The following is a 17,928-nucleotide window of genomic DNA, read 5'->3' as shown; positions in this document are numbered from 1 at the left end:
CCGCCATCAGCGTCGCCCCCACGGGCCGCATGATGCCGTCCGCCTTCGCGCGGGCTGTGCAGGCACTGGATGCACGAATGATTACCACCATTACCACCGCGGCCACCTGAGCACGCGCAGGTGGCCGTTCCGGCAGCCACCTGGTGATCTCTCTTCTCCCCGAATGAATGAAACCCAGCTCTGGCAGCTGGGTTTTTTCGTTCTTGCCCGGAGAAGTCCATGTACCGTGATCCCGTCCAGTCCCTCGAACCGTTGCGCAGCCCCAGCGCATTCACCCGTCCCTTGCGCGTGGGCATGATCGGCATCGGCACCGTGGGCGCCGGCACCTTTCGCGTGCTGGCCCGCAACCAGGCCGAGATTGCCGGCCGGGCGGGCCGGTCGATCGAGATGGTGATCGTCGCGGCCCGCAACCTGGTGCGCGCCGCGTCCATCGTGGGCGAGGGCGTCGCGCTGACGGACGACCCGCTCTCCGTGGCCATGCATCCCGACGTGGATGTGGTGGTGGAAGTGGCGGGCGGCACCGGACCGGCGCGCGACTGGGTGCTGGCCGCGATCGCCCATGGCAAGCACGTGGTCACGGCCAACAAGGCGCTGCTGGCGGTGCACGGCACGGAGATCTTCGCCGCGGCGCGACGGCACGGCGTGGCCGTGGCCTATGAAGGCGCGGTGGCCGTGAGCATCCCCATCATCAAGGCGCTGCGCGAAGGCCTCGCGGCCAATCGCATCGAATGGGTGGCCGGCATCATCAACGGCACGACCAACTTCATCCTGAGCAAGATGCAGGGCGAAGGCCTGGACTTCGACGCCGCGCTCGCGCAGGCGCAGGCGCTCGGCTATGCGGAGAGCGACCCGAGCTTCGACATCGAAGGCGTCGACGCCGCGCACAAGCTCACGCTGCTGGCCTCCAATGCCTTCGGCATGCCATTGCGCTTTGCCGATGCAGAGGTGTCGGGCATCGCCGCGCTGCAGGGCCTGGACGTGACCTCTGCCGAACAACTGGGCTTTCGCATCAAGCTGCTGGGCGTGGCCCGCCGCCGGGAAGAGGGCGTGGAGCTGCGCGTGCAGCCCGCGCTGGTGCCTGCTGCGCACCTGATGGCCAATGTCAACGGATCGATGAACGCGGTCATGGTCAAGAGCGACGCGGCGGGCCTCACGATGTATTACGGGGCGGGGGCGGGCTCGGAGCAGACCGCATCGGCGGTGATCGCCGACCTCGTGGACGTGGCGCGCCTCGACGGCACGCCTGCGGCGCAGCGCGTCCCGCACCTGGGCTTTCAGGCGCATGCAATGAACACCTTGCCGGTGCTCCCCGGCGCCGCAGTGCGTACCCCGCACTACATGCGGGTGCCCGTCACGTGCCCGGCGGATGTCGAGACCGTGGCCGCCTGGCTGGCGACGCAGAAGCTGCCGGTGCGGCAGGTGGTGCTGGCGGCCGGGCGGCCGGGCATCGGCCCGCAGGTCCTGGTGCTGACGGCGCCGGTCGCGCAGGGAACGCTGGACCTCGCGGCTCGCATGCTGCAGGCGCATCCCGTGGCGGCCGGCACAGTCACGACGCTGCGGGTGGAGGAGCTTGAAGGTTGACGAGGGCGCGACGCATGCTTCACTCGCCGGGCCGAAGATGTTCCAGGAACCACGCGCACGCCAGGCGGGCCACCGTTTCCAGCGCGCCGGCCTCTTCGAAAAGATGGGTGGCGCGCGGAACGACTTCCAGGCGCTTCACGCAGTTCAGCGCCCGCAGCGCCGTCTGGTTCATCGCGAGGACCTCGCGGTCCGCGCCGCCCACGATCAGGAGGGTCGCCGCACGGAGCATGCCGAGCTCATCCATGGCGAGGTCCGGACGTCCCCCGCGGGAGACGACGGCTTGCACCGCCTCCGGCCGATGGGCCGCGGCAACCAGCGCCGCGGCGGCCCCGGTGCTCGCCCCGAACAGCCCGACGGGCTGCCGTGCGGCCGCAGTCGCAGCCAGTGCGTCCAGCGCCAGCAGCACGCGCTGCGACAGCAGGGGAATGTCGAACACGTTGGCCCGGATCTCGGCCTCCTCGGGTGTGAGAAGGTCGAACAGCAGCGTGCCGAATCCGCAGGCCTGGAGCGCTCGCGCCACCTGAAGGTTGCGGCGACTCAACCTGCTGCTGCCGCTGCCGTGCGCGAACACGATGATGCCGCGTAGCGGCTTCGGCAAGCAAAGCTCGCTTTCGAGGCGCTCGGGACCGATGAGCATCGAAATGGGTTCTGACATGGTGTGCCCCTCTTGATCGCGTTCGCCCTTGCGTTCCGTCAAGCACCCGCTGCAAGGTGGTCCTACAGTGACCGGGATGGAACGCCCGGTCGCAGTGCAGCAATTGTCGAGCGGGCCGCAGGGCCTGCTGGATCTGATCGGCCAGATGCTCGGCGAGTTGCGCGCCGGAGGAGCGACCGTGCCGGCCGAGCTCGACGACGACCTGGAGCGCACGCTCGGCATCGACAGCCTGGCGCGGATGGAGCTGATGCTGCGCCTGGAGCAGGCCTACGGCGTGCGCATGCCGGAACACGAGGTGCAGCAGGCACGCACGCCGCGCGACCTGTGGCGGGCGCTGGCGGCCGCCACGCCGCGCGAGGGCGCCGCGCTGACCACGCCGCCACCGCGCGCGCCCGCTCCGCATGCGGGCGTGGGTCGCCTCGCGGCCCATGCCCAGACCCTGATGGAGGTGCTCGAGGCGCATGCCCGTAGCGACCCCGAGCGCCCGCAGGTCACGCTGCTCGGCGGCGGCGCGCCGGCCGTGCGCACGCATGCCGAGCTGCTGCAGCGCGCCGGCATGGTCGCCGCCGCGCTGCAGGCCGAGGGCCTGCGGCCGGGGCAGAGCGTTGCGCTGATGCTGCCGACCGGCCTGGCGTTTTTCGAGACCTTCGCCGGCATCCTGGTCGCGGGCGGTGTGCCGGTGCCGATCTACCCGCCGTTTCGCGCCTCGGGCATCGAGGACCATCTGCGGCGCCAGGCCCGCATCCTGGACAACGCGCAAGCCGTGCTGCTCATCGGCGACGAGCGCACACGGCTGGCCGCCGGCATGCTGCGCCTGGCGGCGCCCGGGGTGCGCCGCGTGCTGGCGGTGGAGCGGCTGGCCGCCGAGGCCGGCACGCCGCGGCCGGCCCCGCGCGGGCCGAGCGACATCGCGCTGCTGCAGTACACCTCGGGCAGCACCGGGCAGCCCAAGGGCGTGGTGCTCACCCATGCCAACCTGCTGGCCAATATCCGCGCAATCGGAAGGGTGCTGGAGGTCGACGCGCAGGACGTGTTCGTGAGCTGGCTGCCGCTGTACCACGACATGGGCCTGATCGGGGCCTGGATGGGCAGCCTCTACCACGGCATCCCGCTGGTCGCGATGGCGCCGCAGGACTTCCTGGCCCGGCCCTCGCGCTGGCTGCGGGCGCTGCACGAGCACGGGGGCACGCTTTCGGCCGCGCCGAATTTCGCCTACGAGATCCTCGCCACCAAGGTGCCGGACGACGAGTTGCACGGACTGGACCTCTCTCGCTGGCGCGTCGCCATCAACGGCGCCGAGCCGGTTCATGCTGAGACGCTGCGGCGCTTCACCGGCCGCTTCGCCGCCTGCGGCTTCGACGCGCGCGCGATGATGCCGGTCTACGGCCTGGCGGAAAACGCGTTGGGCCTGGCGTTTCGCCCGCTGCGGGAAGCGCCGCGAATCGATTGCATCGACCGGCACCGCCTGCACCGCGCCGGCCGTGCCGAGCCGGTGCCCGGCGACGCACCGCAGGCGATGCATGTGGTGGCCTGCGGGCTGCCGCTGCCGGGGCACGAGATCCGCGTCATCGACGAGGCCGGCGCAGAAGTGCCGGAGCGCACCGAGGGGCGCATCCAGTTTCGCGGCCCTTCGGCCACCAGCGGCTATTTCCGCAACCCCGAGGCGACCCGGCTTCTGTTCGACGGCTCCTGGCTGGACACCGGCGATGTCGGCTACGTGGCCCAGGGTGAGATCCATCTCACCAGCCGTGCCAAGGACCTGATCATCCGCGGCGGCGACAACCTCCATCCCTATGAGCTGGAAGAGGCCATCGGTGCGTTGCCGGGCGTGCGGCGCGGCTGCGTCGCGGTGTTCGCGGCGGCGGATCCGGTCAGCGCTTCCGAGCGCGTGGTCGTGCTGGCCGAGACGCGCGAGACCGAGCCCGAGCGCAAGGCGGCGCTGCGCGAGCGCATCGGCGGGTTGGCGATCGCCCTGCTCGGCGTTGCGGCCGACGACATCGTGCTGTCGCGTGCGCATGTGGTGCCCAAGACCTCCAGCGGCAAGATCCGGCGAGCGGCCTGCCGCGAGCTGTACGAGGGCGGTCTGCTCGATGCATCGACGCGCCCGGTCGCAATCCAGCTTGCGCGGCTCTCGCTGAGCGCTGCGGCGCGGCGCCTGCGCGCGCCGTTGGGGCGAGTTGCGCGGGCCCTGCTGGCCGCCTGGTGGTGGACGCTGTTCGGCCTGGGCGCGCTCGGCGGCGTGGCCACGGCGGCGCTGCCGTCGCTGTCCTGGCGCAAGCGCGCGGCGCGTGCCATCGCCCGCGGCATGCTGCACGCCTCGGGTCTACCGCTCAGCGTCGAAGGCGGCTCGCGCCTGCCTGGCGGTCCCACGGTGGTGGTCGCCAACCATGCGAGCTACCTGGACTGGCTGGTGCTGACTGCGCTGCTGCCTGCTTCGGCGCGCTTCGTGGCCAAGCAGGAACTCACCCGGCATGCGGCGCTGCGCTGGCTGCTCGGGCGCGTCGGCACCCGCTTCGTGGCGCGCGGCGATCCGCGCCGCGGGGTGGAGGACACGCGGGCGCTGGTGCAAGCGGCCCGCGGCGGCGAAACGCTGGTGTTCTTTCCCGAGGGCACGCTCAGGCGCGAGCCCGGGCTGATGCCCTTTCACATGGGCGCCTTCATGGTGAGCGCCGAGAGCGGTCTGCCGCTGCTGCCGGTGAGCCTGCGCGGTACGCGCAACGTGCTGCGGGAAGGTTCGTGGTGGCCGCGCCGCGAGGCGATAGGCCTTGTCATCCACGAGGCGCTGAGGCCGCAGGGGCACGACTGGCAGGCAGCCCTGCAACTGCGCGACGCTGCGCGCAACGCGATCGCGGCCGACTGCGCGGAGCCGGTGCTCAGGGTCGCCGACAGTGTGATGGCAACGGCGATGCCCTGAGCCGCAGCTCGAAGCGGCTAAGCGTAGATCCCGATCTCCCGCACCGTCCGCGTCGAATCCGGATCCGCGATGGTCTTCTGCTGCTCGATTCGAGCGATGTAGGCCGCGGAGAGCGCGAATTCTCTGGCCCCGACCAGGACGTGATTCAAGTACCAGGTGTAGGGAAGCAGCACGGCACTCTTCTCGATCGCAAGGTAGGTGCGCGCAGTGACCACGCCCGATCCGGTCGATACAGCCACTTCGATGCGTCGATAGCCTGGCTTGGCATCCGTTGCACCCTCTGCCTTGTCGAGCGCGTGGGCATCGTCCTCGGCGATTCGAAAAAGGCCTCCCTCGACGATGTCGGCCGTATCACCGGTGTAGTGGCAGTCCGCCTTGGCCGATCCATCCATGCCGATCTTGTCGAAGACAAGGCGATGGCCTACCAGGCAGCCCGGCCCCACTGCAAGCGCCGAAGGGGCGCGATTGTCGGCGCATAGCCGCCTCGAACTCATGTTCGAGCCGTATGCAAAGTAGAGGAATGTGAGTGAGGGGCCCATCGCCAGGCGCTCATTGTGCGACAAGCGCAGGCGGCCAGACGGCGGACGCATCTGCGGGCGGCACGGAAGCCAGGAGCCGGCGTGTGTAGGGATGCCGGGGGTTGGCGAACACCATTTCGGTGTCGCCTTCCTCGAGCACGTTGCCGCTTTGCATCACCACCACGCGCGAGCAAAGGTAGCGAACGACCGAGAGGTCGTGCGAGATCAGCACCAGCGCAATGCCGTCACGCCGCCCCAGTTCGATCAGCAGGTTCAGTACCTGGGCCTGGACCGAGACGTCGAGCCCGGACACGATCTCGTCGGCGACCACCAGCTTGGGCATGACGCACAAGGCACGGCCGATGTTCACGCGCTGCTTCTGACCGCCCGACAGCTGACTTGGAAAACGCGCCAGCGCGTCCTGCGGCAAGCCGACATCGCCCTGCAGCTGGCACGCACGCGGCTCGCGCGGCTCGCGCCCGAGCCTGGCCGCCATCTGCTCGGATTCATAGGCCTGCGTCAGGAGCCGGAACACCGAGCGGCGCGGATTCAGAGCCGAGTGCGGGTCCTGGAAGATCATCTGCACGTGTTCGCGCGTGAGCCGCATGGTGTGCCGGTCGGACCGTTCCTGGCCTTCGACCAGCAGCCGACCGCTGGTGAGTCGTTCGGCGCCGATGATGAGCCGCGCCACCGAACTCTTGCCGCTGCCGCTTTCTCCGACGATGCCGATGAACTCGCCGGGCCGGACCTTGAGCGAGAGCCGGTTGACCGCCACGTTGTGCACCTTGCGAAGGCCCAGCAGCCCGCGGCGCGCCGTGTAGCGCAGCGTCGCCTCCTGCAGTTCCACCAAAGGCGGCGCGCTTGCATCGCCGGCCGGCGCTTTCCAGGTCTCGCCTGAGGGCTGCGCCGCAAGCGCGTGCTCATGGGCGGGTTCCCGCGGCGCGATGCAACGCACCCAGTGTCCGGCGGTCCGTTCGACGAGCGCGGGCGGCTGCTCGGTGCAGGCGGCCTGCTGCTGCGGGCAACGTCCCGCGAATCGGCAGCCCGCAATGGCGCCCAGCGCGGCGACGCCCGGCATCTGGCCGCTCAGGACCGGCAGCCGGCGCTGTGGTCCGTGCACATCGGGCGTGGCGTGGTCCAGCGCCCAGGTGTAGTGATGGCGCGCGCGGCCGAGCACCTCGCGCGCGGGGCCGCACTCGACCTGCTCGCCGGCGTAGAACACGGCAATCTCGTCGCACACGTGGGCCGCCAGGCGCAGGTCGTGCGTGATCAGCAGCATCGCGGTCTGGTGAATGCGCCTTTGCTCCGCGAGCAACTGCAGCACGGTCGCCTGGCTGACGACGTCGAGCGCGGTGGTCGGCTCGTCGGCCACGATCAGCGCCGGGTTGGCGACGAAGGCCATCGCGATCAGCACGCGCTGGCACTGGCCGCCCGAGAGCTGGTGCGGAAAGCGGTCGGCCAGCTCGGCCGGCTCGGGCAGATGGACCGCCGCCAATTGCTCCAGCATCAGGCTTCGGCGCTCGCCGGCGGGCACGTCGAGATGCGCGAGGTGCTCGTCGAAGGTCTGCGCGATCGTGAGCACCGGGTTCAACGCGGTGAGCGGCTCCTGCGGCACGAAGGCGATGCGCCGCCCCAGCAGCCGGCGCCGCGCCGCGGCGTCCATCGTCGACAGATCGATGCCATCGAACACGATGCGCCCGTTGCTGACTTCGAAGCCGGCGGGAACGTGGCCTGCGATCACGCGGCCGATCATGCTCTTGCCGGCGCCCGATTCGCCGACCAGTCCGAGCACCTTGCCGCGTTCCAGCTTGAGCGAGATGTCGCGCAGCAGCTCGACCTTGATGCCCGCGAGGCGGGCCGTCAATGTGACATTGGTGATGTCCAGCATGTCATTCGCTCCGAAGGCGCAGCCGCGGGTCCAGGGCGACGCGGATGCCGTCGCCGAAGAGGTTGCAGCCCAGTACCGTGAAGATGATGCAGGCGACCGGCACCAGCATCACCCAGGCCGCGCTTTGCAGGTCGGCGCGGCCATCCGCCAGCATCTGGCCCCAGGTCGTGACCTGCGCCGGCACTGCGAGGCCGATGAAGGACAGCGTTGCCTCGACCACGATCGCGATCCCCATCTCGATCGAGAACAGCGTGATCATCAACGGCACGACCGCCGGCAGCACTTCGCGCAGCATGGTGCGCAGATGGCCGAAGCCCAGCAACTGTGCCGCCAGCACGTAGTCGCGGCGCCGGGTCACCAGCACGTCGGCGCGGATCACGCGGCAAAAGCGCGTCCAGTCCACCAGCACCACCGCGAGGATCACCTTGTCGACGCCGGTGCCGAGGCCGACCAGCAGGATCAGCGACAGCACCACCGGCGGGAACGACATCCACAGGTCGACCACGTAGCTGATCGCGCGGTCCACGAGGCCGCCGAAGTAGCCGCCGAGCATCGCCAGCGCGCTGCCGAGCAGCATCGAGCCGAGCGCCGCGACGATGGCCACGGTCAGCGCCACGCGCGCACCGTAGATCGCGCGCGACAGCACGCAGCGGCCCAGGCCGTCGGTCCCGAGCGGGAACAGGGCGTCGCCGCCCGGCGCCCACATCGGCGGCGTCAGCATGTGCAGCAGGTCTTGTTCGAGCGGATCGTGTGGGGCAACCCAGGGTGCGAACACCGCCAGTAGCAGCACGGCCAGCAGGATGCTTCCGCCCACCCAAACGCGCGGCTGGCGGCCCAGCTGGCGCAGCGCACTGCGGGTAACGGAGAAGGAGGGGGCGACGATCGGCGCCGCTGAGCTCATGGTGGCGGTGGTGGTCATTGCGTTCTCAGTCGTGGGTTCAACACGGCGTACAGAACGTCGACGATCACGGTGATCGCCAGCATCAGCACGCAGAAGATCAAGGCGATGCCCTGGATCAGCGGCAGGTCGTTGCCCTTTACCGCCTGCACCATCAGGTTCCCGATGCCCGGGAAGCCGAAGATCATTTCGACCAGCAGAGCGCCGCCGAACAGGAAACCGAACTGCACGCCGATCATGGTGATCGTCGGCAAGGCCGCGTTCTTGAGCATGTGGCGCCACACGATGCGCGTTTCCGACAGGCCGCGCAGCCGCGCCGCTTCGACGTAGGGCTCGCTGGCGGCGTCGATCAGGCTGGAGCGCAGCACCCGGATGACCAGTGGCGCGAAGCCCAGGGCCAGCGCCAGGGCCGGCAGCAGCAGGTGCGACAGCGCGCTGAGCCAGCCGTCGAAGCGGCCCACCAGCAACAGGTCGATCAGTGCGAAGCCCGTGATGCCGGGCAGCACCACGCCTTCGCCGACCCGACCGCTGAAGGGCAGCACCGGCCACAGCACGCCGAAGGCCAGGATCAGCAGCAGGCTCCAGAGGAAGGACGGGATCGATTGCATCAGCGCCACCGCGAGATCGGCAGCGGTTTCGCGCCTGCGCTGGTAGAGCGCGTAAGCCAGCACGCCGCCCGGCACGCTGATCAGAAGCGCGAGCAGCAAGCCCGCCAGCGTCAGCTCCAGCGTGGCCGGCAGCGAACCGAGCATCAGGTGGGCGACCGGCTGGCGGAAGTTGATCGATGTGCCCAGGTTGCCGCTCAGGGCCTGCCAGAGCCAGATGAGGAATTGCTGCGGCAGGGGCTTGTCGAAGCCGAGCTGCTGGCGCAGCGCGGCCGCATCGGCAGCTGTCGCCGAGGCGGGCAGCAGCATCGCGAGCGGATCGACCGGCAGCATGCGCAGCACGACGAACACCACCAGCGACAGCAGAAGCAGCGTCGGGATCGCCAGCAGCAGCCGGCGCAGCACGATCGCTGAAATGATCTGGAACATGTCTCGATCCTTGCGCGATGTCGGCCTGGATTCAGCGGTACTTCATGTCGGCCGGCAGGATGTAGCCGTTGTCGAACAGCGTGGGCTGCAGGGCCGACGAATAGGCGACGGTCGACACCGCCTGCAAGAGCGGAATGGCCCAGGACTGCTGCGACGATTCGACGTTGAGCGCCTTGTAGCCGGCCATGCGCCTGGCCTCGTCGACTTCGGTCATCAGGGCATCGATGCGCGGCGCCAGCGACATGTCCTTCCAGGCCGAGAAGCGCAGGCGCGGATCGAAGATGCGGCCCGCATAGTTCTCCGGGTCGCCGGTGCTGTTGACCCAGTTGTAGAGCAGCGGGCCTGCGAGCTTGCCGTTCTGCGCCGCCTCGACCAGCTTGGCCGGTGTGGTCTCCTCGATCGTGGCGTTGATGCCGACCTGCTTCCACATGCCGACGATGGCGCGCGCCATGTCGTAGTCGTTCGGGAACACGCCGTTGGTGGTCAGGAAGGTGAAGGAGACCGGGTTCGAGGTGCCGAAGCCCGCGGCGGTGAGTTGCTCGATGGCCTTCGCCTTGTCGAACGGAAAGTGGAAATCGGCCACGTAGGACGGTGTGCCCTCGGGCGTCATGACCGACAGCGGCTTGGCGACGCCGGCGTAGAAAGCCTTGGAGAGTGCTGCCTTGTCGATCGCCAGGTGCATGGCCGCACGCACGTGGTCGTTGTCCATCGGCTTCACGTAGTTGGGAATCCGGATCATGTAGACCTCGGAGACCGGGTAGATCTTGGTCGTGACGCCGGACTTCGACGCCAGGCGCTGGACTTCACGCATCGGCAGCTGTGTCGCCAGGCCAACCCGGCCCGACTCGACCAGTGCGACGCGCGCCGAGCCTTCGGGCACGATCTGGAAGATCGCCTGCTTGATCGGCAGTGCGCCGCCCCAGTACTTGTCGAAGGCCTCCAGCACGATGCGTGAGCCGCGCTGGTGCTCCACCATGCGGTAGGGGCCGGCGCCGATCGGCTTGGCATTGAAGCCCTCGGGTCCGACCTTCTCCATGTAGGCCTTGGGCGCCACGTAGGCAGCCAGGAACGCCAGGTAGATCGGCGCGGCCGGCGTCGGCCGGTTGAAGACCATGACGCCCTTGGTCGGCGATTTCACCTCGATGTCGCTCAAGGTGTTGAGCATGCCGCCCACCAGCAGCTTCTTGTCGGCCCTGGCGCGCTCGGCCAGGCTGTAGCGCACGTCGTCCATCGTCATGCGCGTGCCGTCGTGGAACAGGATGTCGTCGCGCAAGGTGATCTCGAGGCGGGTGGCCTTGTCGCCCTGCCACTTCCATTCCTTCACCTGGCGCGGTTCGAGCTTGAGCTGCGGCGAATAGCGCAGCGGCGAATCGAAGACCGACTGGTACAGGTTCTGGATGATCGGGATGGACAGCGCGTTCGGGTCCCAGGTCGGCACGTCCGCCGGATAGGCGATCGCCAGGGTGGACTTGTCCATGGTCTGCGCACCGGCCAGCTGCCAAGGCAGGAGCGACCCGGCACCGGCAGCGAGCGCGCCGAGCAGCAGAGGGCGCCGGGCCGGATCCTGCAAGGCTTGTTGCGGTGCGACGGGGTCCTGGGTGGCCCGGAGCTTGGGGTCTCTCATGGTGCATGTCCTCTCTGGTTGAATTGGGGCGGGGCGGGGCGGGGAGCGAGAACTCGTGGCGAGCAGCCTCGTCTAGAGGCGCCTGCGCGGCGCAGCGGGTTGCTTGCTCTTTTCGCGCTGGGCCGCGTAGGCGCTCTCGGCAGCCAGCACGAACCGGTACATGCTGTCGTGGGCGGCGACCGAGTCGTGGCGCGCAAAGCTTTCATACAGTTCCTGCAGACGGGCGACCACCACGGGATGCATCTCGGGCCCGCGCAGCGTGGACATGCGCACCGTCAACACCTGATCGGCGCAGCGCATGACCACTGCTGCCAGCCGCTTGTTGCGCACCGCGGCGATCCAGGTTTCGCGGAAATCCACATTGGCACGAAAGAGGCGCGGGAAGTCCCCGGAGGCCAGCGCGGCCTTGGCCTCGGCCAGCGCGGCGTTCAACTGCGAGATGCCGGCGCGCGACAGGTCGCGAGCCGCCAGCGCCGCCGCACGCGGCTCCAGCAGCTTGCGCAATTCGAACACTTCCATCACGTCCTTCGGGTCGAGCGTCGGGATGCGATAGCCGCGCGTGGTGCTGACCAGCATGCCCTCGGCCACCAGTTGCAGCAGCGCCTCGCGAACCGGCATGCGCGACATGCCCAGCTGCGCCGCGATCTCGAGATCCACCAGGCGGTCTTCGGGTGTCACGAGGCCGGTGCGCAGGCGGCTGCGCAGCGCGTCGTAGGCGATCGCGCTCAGGCTCTGGCGGCCCGGCGGCGGCGCTTCCGTTGCCTCCTTCAGGGGCGTCGTTGTAGGTGCCATGGGCCTGTTTCCGTATACGGTTTAGAGGTCAATTGCGGCATGCATTGCGTTTGTCTGAGTCGAGAAAAGATCCTGCAAAAACTGCGCCATACGGATTTTTCCCTCTGGAGAAGCGGTTTTTTCGCTGGGGCCGCCGCTTTTCAATTTGGTTTAGGGGTAAAGCAAATTGACTTCAATGTGGCATGAACCATATACTGTTGTCAACGGCTCTAACCATGATTTCGTCCCCCTCCCGGGGGCAAACGTGAAAGTGCATCCATCGATGAACTCGCCAGAAAGCCCCTCCGGGCGGCCCATCAAGACCCGACTGGAACGTGGCGCCGCCTTGCCGCTGATCTGGCTGGCCTTGGGCAGCCCCGCATTGGCCGAGATTGCCGCGCGATCGGCGCCTGGCGCCGCCGTCGTCATCGATCTGCAGCACGGCCTCTGGGAGCGCGGCGCGTTCGAGGCTGCGGTGGGCATCGCCGGATCGCAGACCCCGGTCATTGCACGGACCGCCGACCTTTCGCCGACGGCCATCGGCGCCGCGCTCGACGCGGGCGTCGCCGCAGTCATGGCGCCTCTGGTCGAAAGCGCGGAAGACGCTCGCGCTCTCGTCGGCGCGAGCCGCTATCCGCCGCAGGGCAAACGCTCGGGCGGCGGCGTGCGGCCGCTGCTGGCGGGGATCGACGCGATGCGGGCCGCCAACCAGCAGGTCGCCGTCGGCGCCATGATCGAGACCGCGCTCGGGGCGCAGAACGCCGAGGCGATCTGCGCCGCGGAAGGCATCGACTTCATCTTCATCGGCACCGGCGATCTGCAGCTTTCGATGCCCGAGGCGAGCCCTGCGCAACTGCAAGCCTGCTGCGCGCGCATTCGCGACGTCGCGCATCGAATGGGCCTTCCTTGCGGCCTGTTCACTTCCGACGCGGCCGCCGCCCGGCAGGCGTTCGCCGATGGCTACGAGATCGCCGTGGTCGCCAACGACATCGGCCTCGCAGCGCGCGGCTTCGCGCAAGCGCTGCAAGCGGCGCAACCCTGATCCTTCAACGAACCTCCAGAAAGACCTTCCGCATGAGCACTGCACAAGCCGTCCAAGCCCTGGTCCAGGCGCTCGGCACCGACCTCGTCGCGAGCGGTCGCTCGATCCCCGAGCGGCGCCACGGCGACTGGAGCGGCGTGCCGGCCAGCGCGCCGCGCGCGCTGCTGCGACCCCGAAGCACCGAGCAGCTGTCCCGCATGCTTCGGATCTGCAATGAATTCGGCCAGCCGGTGGTCGCACAGGGCGGGCTGACCGGTCTCGCGGGCGGGGCCTGCTGCGGTCCCGAAGAAATCGCGCTGAGCTTGGAGCGCATGAACGCCATCGAGGAGGTCGATGCGGTATCGGGCACGCTCACGGCGCAGGCCGGCTGCACGCTGCAGGCGGTGCAGGAAGCGGCTGAGGCCGCCGGCTTCCTGTTCGCGCTCGATCTGGGCGCGCGCGGCAGCTGCACCGTCGGCGGCAATCTCTCGACCAATGCCGGCGGCAACCGGGTGATCCGCTACGGCACCATGCGCGACCAGGTGCTCGGCATCGAGGCGGTGCTGGCCGACGGCAGCGTGGTCGGCGGCCTGCACAAGATGGTCAAGAACAACACCGGCTACGACTTTCGCCACCTGCTCGCGGGCGCCGAAGGCACGCTGGGCATCGTCACGCGCGTGGTGCTCAAGCTCCATCCACAGCCGCGCTCGGTCTGCACCGCCTGGTGCGGCTTGCCGGACTTCGAGGCGGTGACGACGCTGCTGCAACGCGCGAAGGCGGAGCTACCGGCCGGCGTGTCGGCCTTCGAGGTCATGTGGCCGAGCTACCTCGACTTCATGATGGAGCGGGTCAAGGCCTTGCGCGCGCCGCTGCCGAGCCGCCACGGCATGAACGTGCTGATGGAAAGTGCCGGGGCGGACGAGGCCCATCATCCGGCGGCCTTCGAGGCCTTCCTCGCGCGCATGCTCGAAGAAGGCGTGATCGAGGATGCGGCGGTGGCGCGCTCTGCCGCCGACGCCCGCTCGCTGTGGGCGGTGCGCGATGCGACGGCGGAGTTTCCCATCCTGCTGCCCGGCATGGCGGCGTTCGACGTCAGCTTCGCGATCGCCGACATCGGGCGCGCGGCGCTGGAATGCGAAGCCCTGCTGCGCGAACGCTGGCCGGGCGGCATCGCGCTGGTCTACGGCCATCTCGGCGACGGCAACCTGCACGTGATCGCGCATGCGGACGGCGGCCGGCCCGAGACGCGCATGCAGATCGAGGAGCTGGTGTACGACCTCACGCGGCGCTATCGCGGCGCCGTGTCCGCCGAGCATGGCATCGGCCTGCTCAAGCGCAAGGTGCTCGGCCACACGCGCAGCCCCGCCGAGCTCGCGGCGATGCGGGCCATCAAGCAGGCCCTCGACCCCCAAGGCATTCTCAACCCCGGAAAGGTGATCTGACCATGAGCGCTTCGAAGACCAAGTTCCGCATCTGGGCGCAGGGCGCCACCGACAAGGCGGGCCACCGCAGCTATCTCTCGAAGTTGCTGCCCCACATGCAGGCCTCTATCGATCCCGAGTTCGAGGTGGAGTTCCACACCACCACGCCCTCGGTCACGACGCTGCACGCGCTGTCGGAGTTCCGCTTCTCGCGCGAGGTGATCCGCAGCGCGATCCGCGCCGAGCGCGAGCACTACGACGTGTTCTTCATGAACCACTTCCAGGACGTCGGCCTCTACGAGGCGCGCGCCTCCGTGAATATTCCGGTGCTCGGCCTCGGCGAAACCAGCCTGCTGCATGCCTGCACGCTCGGGCGCAGGCTGGGGCTGCTGGCCATCAATCACGCCTTCATCACCACGCATGCCGACCAGGTGCTGCGCTACGGCCTGCAGCAGCGCGTCGCCGGCATCCGGGCCGTCAATGCCACGATGGCCGACTGGATGGAGGCCTTCGAGTCGGCCGAGAAGAAGGCCGAGCTGGAACAGGTCTTCGTGCGCGAGGCCCGGCGCCTGATGGACATGGGCGCCGACGTCATCGTGCCGACCGGCGGCATTCCGATGATGCTGTTCGGCGAGCCCGGCGCCAACGTCGATGGCGCTCCGATCGTCAATGGCGTGACCGTGGTCGTGAAGGCCGCCGAAATGGCCGTCAAGCTGCGCCGCCTGGGTGCCTCGGCCACCAGCCGGGTGCCGCATTCCGGGTTCGCGCTGCCGGACGAGAAGACCCTGGACGAGTTCATCAACCATGGCTGACGCGGCCGGCGGCCCGTTGCCGCGGTTCAAGCATCGTTTGCGTTTCGTGCCCCGTCCCGCAACTGGCGGAAGACATTCGCACCCAGCGCCGTGCCATGCACCGCCAGATGCGATCCCAGCTGGATCGCCTGCAGCAGTTCGGCGGGCGTGACGCCCTGCGAAAGCGCCACCGACAGCACCTTCCGCGTCGCATCGGGATTGAAGGCCGTGAAGCACGCGTGCAAAGCCACCTGCACCAGGCTGCGTTCGGCCGCGCTGAGACCCGTTCCCGGCCGGCCTTGTTCGATGAAGTCGAGCAGCACTTCGGCATAGCCCGGATCCATCCTCGCCACCGCGGCAAGAGAAAGCGCATGCGCGGGGCCGAGCGCATCGATCCGGGCCTGAAGCGCGTCGTCGATCGCTCCGGCTTCGGGCGGGCCGGCGAGCTCGGCGAGGATGTCGGCGGCCTGGCCCACGCTGACCGCGCCCTGCACGGCAACGAGGTGCAGCACGTCGAAGATATCGGCCTCTGTCGCGCCGACTTCGAGGGCGCGCTTCATGTGCGTCTGCAGACCCGATTCGAAGAGATGGGACGAGGAGCTGTCGAGCGCCACGTAGATGAGCTCGACCATGCGTGGCGTGAGCGGCCCGGTGCGTGCGGGATAGCCGGCATAGCGCGCGTACTGCGCCACGAAGCCGGGGCAGGCCTGCAGCATGGTCTCGGTCCAGGGGCGCCAGTAGCCGCGCTCGGCGATGAAGGATTGCTTGATGCGGGCGCGCTCGGCATCGGTCATGGGGTCCGGCTGCGTGTTCATCGCGCCTCTCCTTGCGCAGTGCAAACGAGTGTCTGTCCGGTCAGGTACTGCGCTGCGGGGCCGCAGACGAAACGCAGCAGCGGGTGCAGCGACTGCGGATCGAGGTCTTCCGGCACTTCCAGCGCATTGATGCGCAGTGCGCGACTGCCCCACTCGCAGGCGAGCGTCGAGACCAGCATGCGTGCGGCTGCGCCGTCACCGGCGTCCTGCCAGCGGCCGTGTCGGGTCCGCGGCAGCAGCACCGTCAGGCTGGCCTGCTGCGCGTGGCGGGCATGGAAGCGCGTGGCCGCGGCATGCAGGGCCTGCAACAGCCCCGGCCCTTCACAGGACAGCGGCGACAGGTCGAGGCATGCGTCATAGTGCGGCCCCGCTGCGGACTCGGTCACTGCGGCTTGCCACGGCTCTGCATCGCCGCCGCAGACTTCGAGTCGCATCGGCAGGTCCAGCGGCAGCGGCTCCAGAGTGGCCGGCTCGAAGCGCTGGCTGCCTCCGAACACGGAGGAGCCGCCGTTGAACGCCAGCACCTGCCCGTGCAGGGGCGCCGCGCCGGGACTGGCCAGGAAGAAGAGCGCCTGCGCCATTTCCGAGGGGAGGGCCATGCGGCCGAGCGGAATCTTTCCGACCGCGTTCTCGGGCTTGATGCGGCCGGCCTGGATCAGTCCGTCCACCAGCTCGGTCCGCACGAAGCCGGGTGCGAGCACCGTCACGCACCCCTCGGGCCGCGCTGCCGCCAACGCCCGGGTCTGGGCGATGAGTCCGGCCTTGCTCGGGCTGTAGGCGCCACGCCATGGAATGGCATGCAGGCCGGCGCCGGACGCGACGTTGACGATCCGCGCGCCGGGCTTGAGCAGGGGCGTGCAGGCATCGACCACGGCCGCCGGCGCGGCCAGGTTGAGCGCCAGCAGTCGCGCCATCTGCGCAGGCGCCTGCTCGGCCAACGGCGTGTTGGACGCATCGGACATCCCGGCGTTGTTGAGGATGGCATCCAGTGCCGGCGTGCCATCCCGGAGCGATGCGACCTGCTGCGCATCGGTGAGGTCGACCGTGCGCAGCACATGCGCCGCGCAAGCGGGGGAAGGCAGCGTCCGCCCCAACGCATACAAAGCCTGTTCGTTGTGGTCGACCAGCACGCATTGCCAGCCGGCGGTGGCGAAGAGCCGTGCGGCGTCGCGGCCGATGCCCGAGGCGGCACCGGTGATCAGGACCGTCTGCATCGGCGCGTGTCCTTCGGGCCTCAGATGTTGGTCAGCGTGATGCCGCCGTCCACCGTCAGGCCCTGTGCCGTGATGAATCCCGCCTCGTCGCTGGCCAGGAAGCAGATGGCGCGCGCGATGTCTTCTACCGTGCCGAGCCGGCCCAGCGGCGTGCGCGCGATCCGGTTGGCATCGCGCTCGGCGTTGCGGTTGCGCTGCGTGCCTTCGGTGGGAACGGCCGACGGGCACACCGCATTGACGCGGATGTTGCGTGCGCCGAGTTCCGCCGCTGCGGCGCGCGTGATGCCCATGATGCCGGCCTTGATGCCCGAATAGACCACCGAGCTGGCAGCCGAGCGCAAGGCCGCCACCGAGGCCACGTTCACGATCGAGCCGCCGCGCTCCGGATCCATCACGGCCACCGCTTCCTGCAGGCTCCAGACCACGGACTTGAAGCCGACGTCCAGCATGCGGTCCATCGTCTCCGGCATGATTTCGGGGATCGCCTGGTAGCGCACCCAGGCCGCGTTGTTGACCAGGATGTCGAAGCGCCCGCCGTGCTCGAAGGAGCGGCGGATGGCGTCGCGGATGCCTTCGCGGCTGGCGATGTTCATCGGCACCGCGAAGGCTTTTCCGCCGCGCTCCCTGATGGTGTCCACCACGGGGGTGACCAGTTCTTCCTTGATGTCGTTGACGCAGACGATGGCGCCGCGCGCGGCCATCTGCAGTGCGGTTTCGCGGCCGATGCCGGCGCCCGCGCCGGTGATGAGGGCCACGCGGCCGAGCAGGTCCTGGTTCATTCGA

15 protein-coding genes are annotated in these 17,928 nt (G+C 69.1%); 5 read left to right on the top strand and 10 right to left on the bottom strand.

Going from position 1 to position 17,928, the window contains the following annotated elements:
• Window positions 1-219: 219 nt before the first annotated feature.
• Window positions 220-1,581 (top strand): homoserine dehydrogenase, encoded by a 1,362-nt coding sequence (locus tag VAR608DRAFT_RS03495; protein ID WP_088952803.1) that lies wholly within the window; start codon window positions 220-222, stop codon window positions 1,579-1,581.
• Between the two features lie 19 nt (window positions 1,582-1,600).
• On the opposite strand, the gene VAR608DRAFT_RS03490 is transcribed toward VAR608DRAFT_RS03495, so the two are convergent.
• The gene (locus tag VAR608DRAFT_RS03490) at window positions 1,601-2,236 is read right to left on the bottom strand and encodes a dienelactone hydrolase family protein (RefSeq protein ID WP_197700547.1); all 636 of its coding nucleotides are present in this window, start codon (window positions 2,234-2,236) and stop codon (window positions 1,601-1,603) included.
• A 76-nt stretch (window positions 2,237-2,312) separates the two neighbouring features.
• Between VAR608DRAFT_RS03490 and VAR608DRAFT_RS03485 the strand changes: the two genes are divergently transcribed.
• Window positions 2,313-5,150, top strand: coding sequence for an AMP-binding protein (locus VAR608DRAFT_RS03485; RefSeq protein WP_088952802.1), 2,838 nt, complete (start codon window positions 2,313-2,315; stop codon window positions 5,148-5,150).
• A 17-nt stretch (window positions 5,151-5,167) separates the two neighbouring features.
• Here the strand turns inward: VAR608DRAFT_RS03485 and VAR608DRAFT_RS03480 are convergent, their stop codons facing one another.
• The 6 genes from VAR608DRAFT_RS03480 to VAR608DRAFT_RS03455 all read right to left on the bottom strand — a co-directional run bounded on the left by VAR608DRAFT_RS03480 (window position 5,168) and on the right by VAR608DRAFT_RS03455 (window position 11,904).
• Window positions 5,168-5,689: a gamma-glutamylcyclotransferase family protein gene (locus VAR608DRAFT_RS03480; RefSeq protein WP_088952801.1), complete on the bottom strand. Its 522-nt coding sequence runs from the start codon at window positions 5,687-5,689 to the stop codon at window positions 5,168-5,170.
• 10 nt (window positions 5,690-5,699) lie between these two features.
• On the bottom strand, window positions 5,700-7,556 hold the full coding sequence (locus tag VAR608DRAFT_RS03475; RefSeq protein WP_088952800.1) for a dipeptide ABC transporter ATP-binding protein: 1,857 nt from the start codon (window positions 7,554-7,556) through the stop codon (window positions 5,700-5,702).
• A 1-nt stretch (window position 7,557) separates the two neighbouring features.
• Window positions 7,558-8,475: an ABC transporter permease gene (locus VAR608DRAFT_RS03470; protein ID WP_172843796.1), complete on the bottom strand. Its 918-nt coding sequence runs from the start codon at window positions 8,473-8,475 to the stop codon at window positions 7,558-7,560.
• Entirely contained in the window at window positions 8,472-9,488 is a 1,017-nt protein-coding gene (locus VAR608DRAFT_RS03465; RefSeq protein WP_088952799.1) for an ABC transporter permease, read from the bottom strand. Before VAR608DRAFT_RS03465 ends, VAR608DRAFT_RS03470 begins: the two co-directional genes overlap by 4 nt.
• A gap of 31 nt (window positions 9,489-9,519) precedes the next feature.
• Window positions 9,520-11,112 (bottom strand): ABC transporter substrate-binding protein, encoded by a 1,593-nt coding sequence (locus VAR608DRAFT_RS03460; RefSeq protein WP_088952798.1) that lies wholly within the window; start codon window positions 11,110-11,112, stop codon window positions 9,520-9,522.
• Window positions 11,113-11,184: 72 nt separating this feature from the next.
• Window positions 11,185-11,904 carry a GntR family transcriptional regulator gene (locus VAR608DRAFT_RS03455; RefSeq protein WP_088952797.1) on the bottom strand — a complete coding sequence of 240 codons (720 nt, stop codon included), beginning with the start codon at window positions 11,902-11,904 and terminating at the stop codon, window positions 11,185-11,187.
• Between the two features lie 175 nt (window positions 11,905-12,079).
• On the opposite strand from VAR608DRAFT_RS03455, the gene VAR608DRAFT_RS03450 reads away from it, so the two are divergent.
• From VAR608DRAFT_RS03450 to VAR608DRAFT_RS03440, 3 genes are read left to right on the top strand one after another with little or no spacing between them, the layout of a single operon-like run.
• Window positions 12,080-12,925 carry an HpcH/HpaI aldolase family protein gene (locus tag VAR608DRAFT_RS03450; RefSeq protein WP_088952796.1) on the top strand — a complete coding sequence of 282 codons (846 nt, stop codon included), beginning with the start codon at window positions 12,080-12,082 and terminating at the stop codon, window positions 12,923-12,925.
• 32 nt (window positions 12,926-12,957) lie between these two features.
• The gene (locus VAR608DRAFT_RS03445; protein WP_088952795.1) at window positions 12,958-14,346 is read left to right on the top strand and encodes an FAD-binding oxidoreductase; all 1,389 of its coding nucleotides are present in this window, start codon (window positions 12,958-12,960) and stop codon (window positions 14,344-14,346) included.
• 2 nt (window positions 14,347-14,348) lie between these two features.
• The gene (locus tag VAR608DRAFT_RS03440) at window positions 14,349-15,137 is read left to right on the top strand and encodes an aspartate/glutamate racemase family protein (protein ID WP_088952794.1); all 789 of its coding nucleotides are present in this window, start codon (window positions 14,349-14,351) and stop codon (window positions 15,135-15,137) included.
• 26 nt (window positions 15,138-15,163) lie between these two features.
• Here VAR608DRAFT_RS03440 and VAR608DRAFT_RS03435 read toward each other — a convergent pair whose 3' ends face one another.
• The 3 genes from VAR608DRAFT_RS03435 to VAR608DRAFT_RS03425 are packed head-to-tail and all read right to left on the bottom strand — an operon-like array spanning window position 15,164 to window position 17,924.
• On the bottom strand, window positions 15,164-15,931 hold the full coding sequence (locus tag VAR608DRAFT_RS03435; protein ID WP_088952793.1) for a carboxymuconolactone decarboxylase family protein: 768 nt from the start codon (window positions 15,929-15,931) through the stop codon (window positions 15,164-15,166).
• Complete coding sequence (locus VAR608DRAFT_RS03430) at window positions 15,928-17,145, bottom strand: SDR family oxidoreductase (protein WP_088952792.1); 1,218 nt, start codon at window positions 17,143-17,145, stop codon at window positions 15,928-15,930. The genes VAR608DRAFT_RS03435 and VAR608DRAFT_RS03430 overlap by 4 nt, the downstream gene beginning before the upstream one ends.
• A 20-nt stretch (window positions 17,146-17,165) precedes the next feature.
• A complete protein-coding gene (locus tag VAR608DRAFT_RS03425) occupies window positions 17,166-17,924 on the bottom strand; it encodes an SDR family NAD(P)-dependent oxidoreductase (protein WP_088952791.1) in 759 nt (252 codons plus the stop codon).
• Between the last annotated feature and the right edge of the window lie 4 nt (window positions 17,925-17,928).

Source organism: Variovorax sp. HW608 (assembly GCF_900090195.1).
Lineage (GTDB): Bacteria > Pseudomonadota > Gammaproteobacteria > Burkholderiales > Burkholderiaceae_C > Variovorax.
The sequence above is the reverse complement of the archived record's forward strand: the minus strand, read 5'-3'. Positions and strand labels throughout refer to the sequence as shown.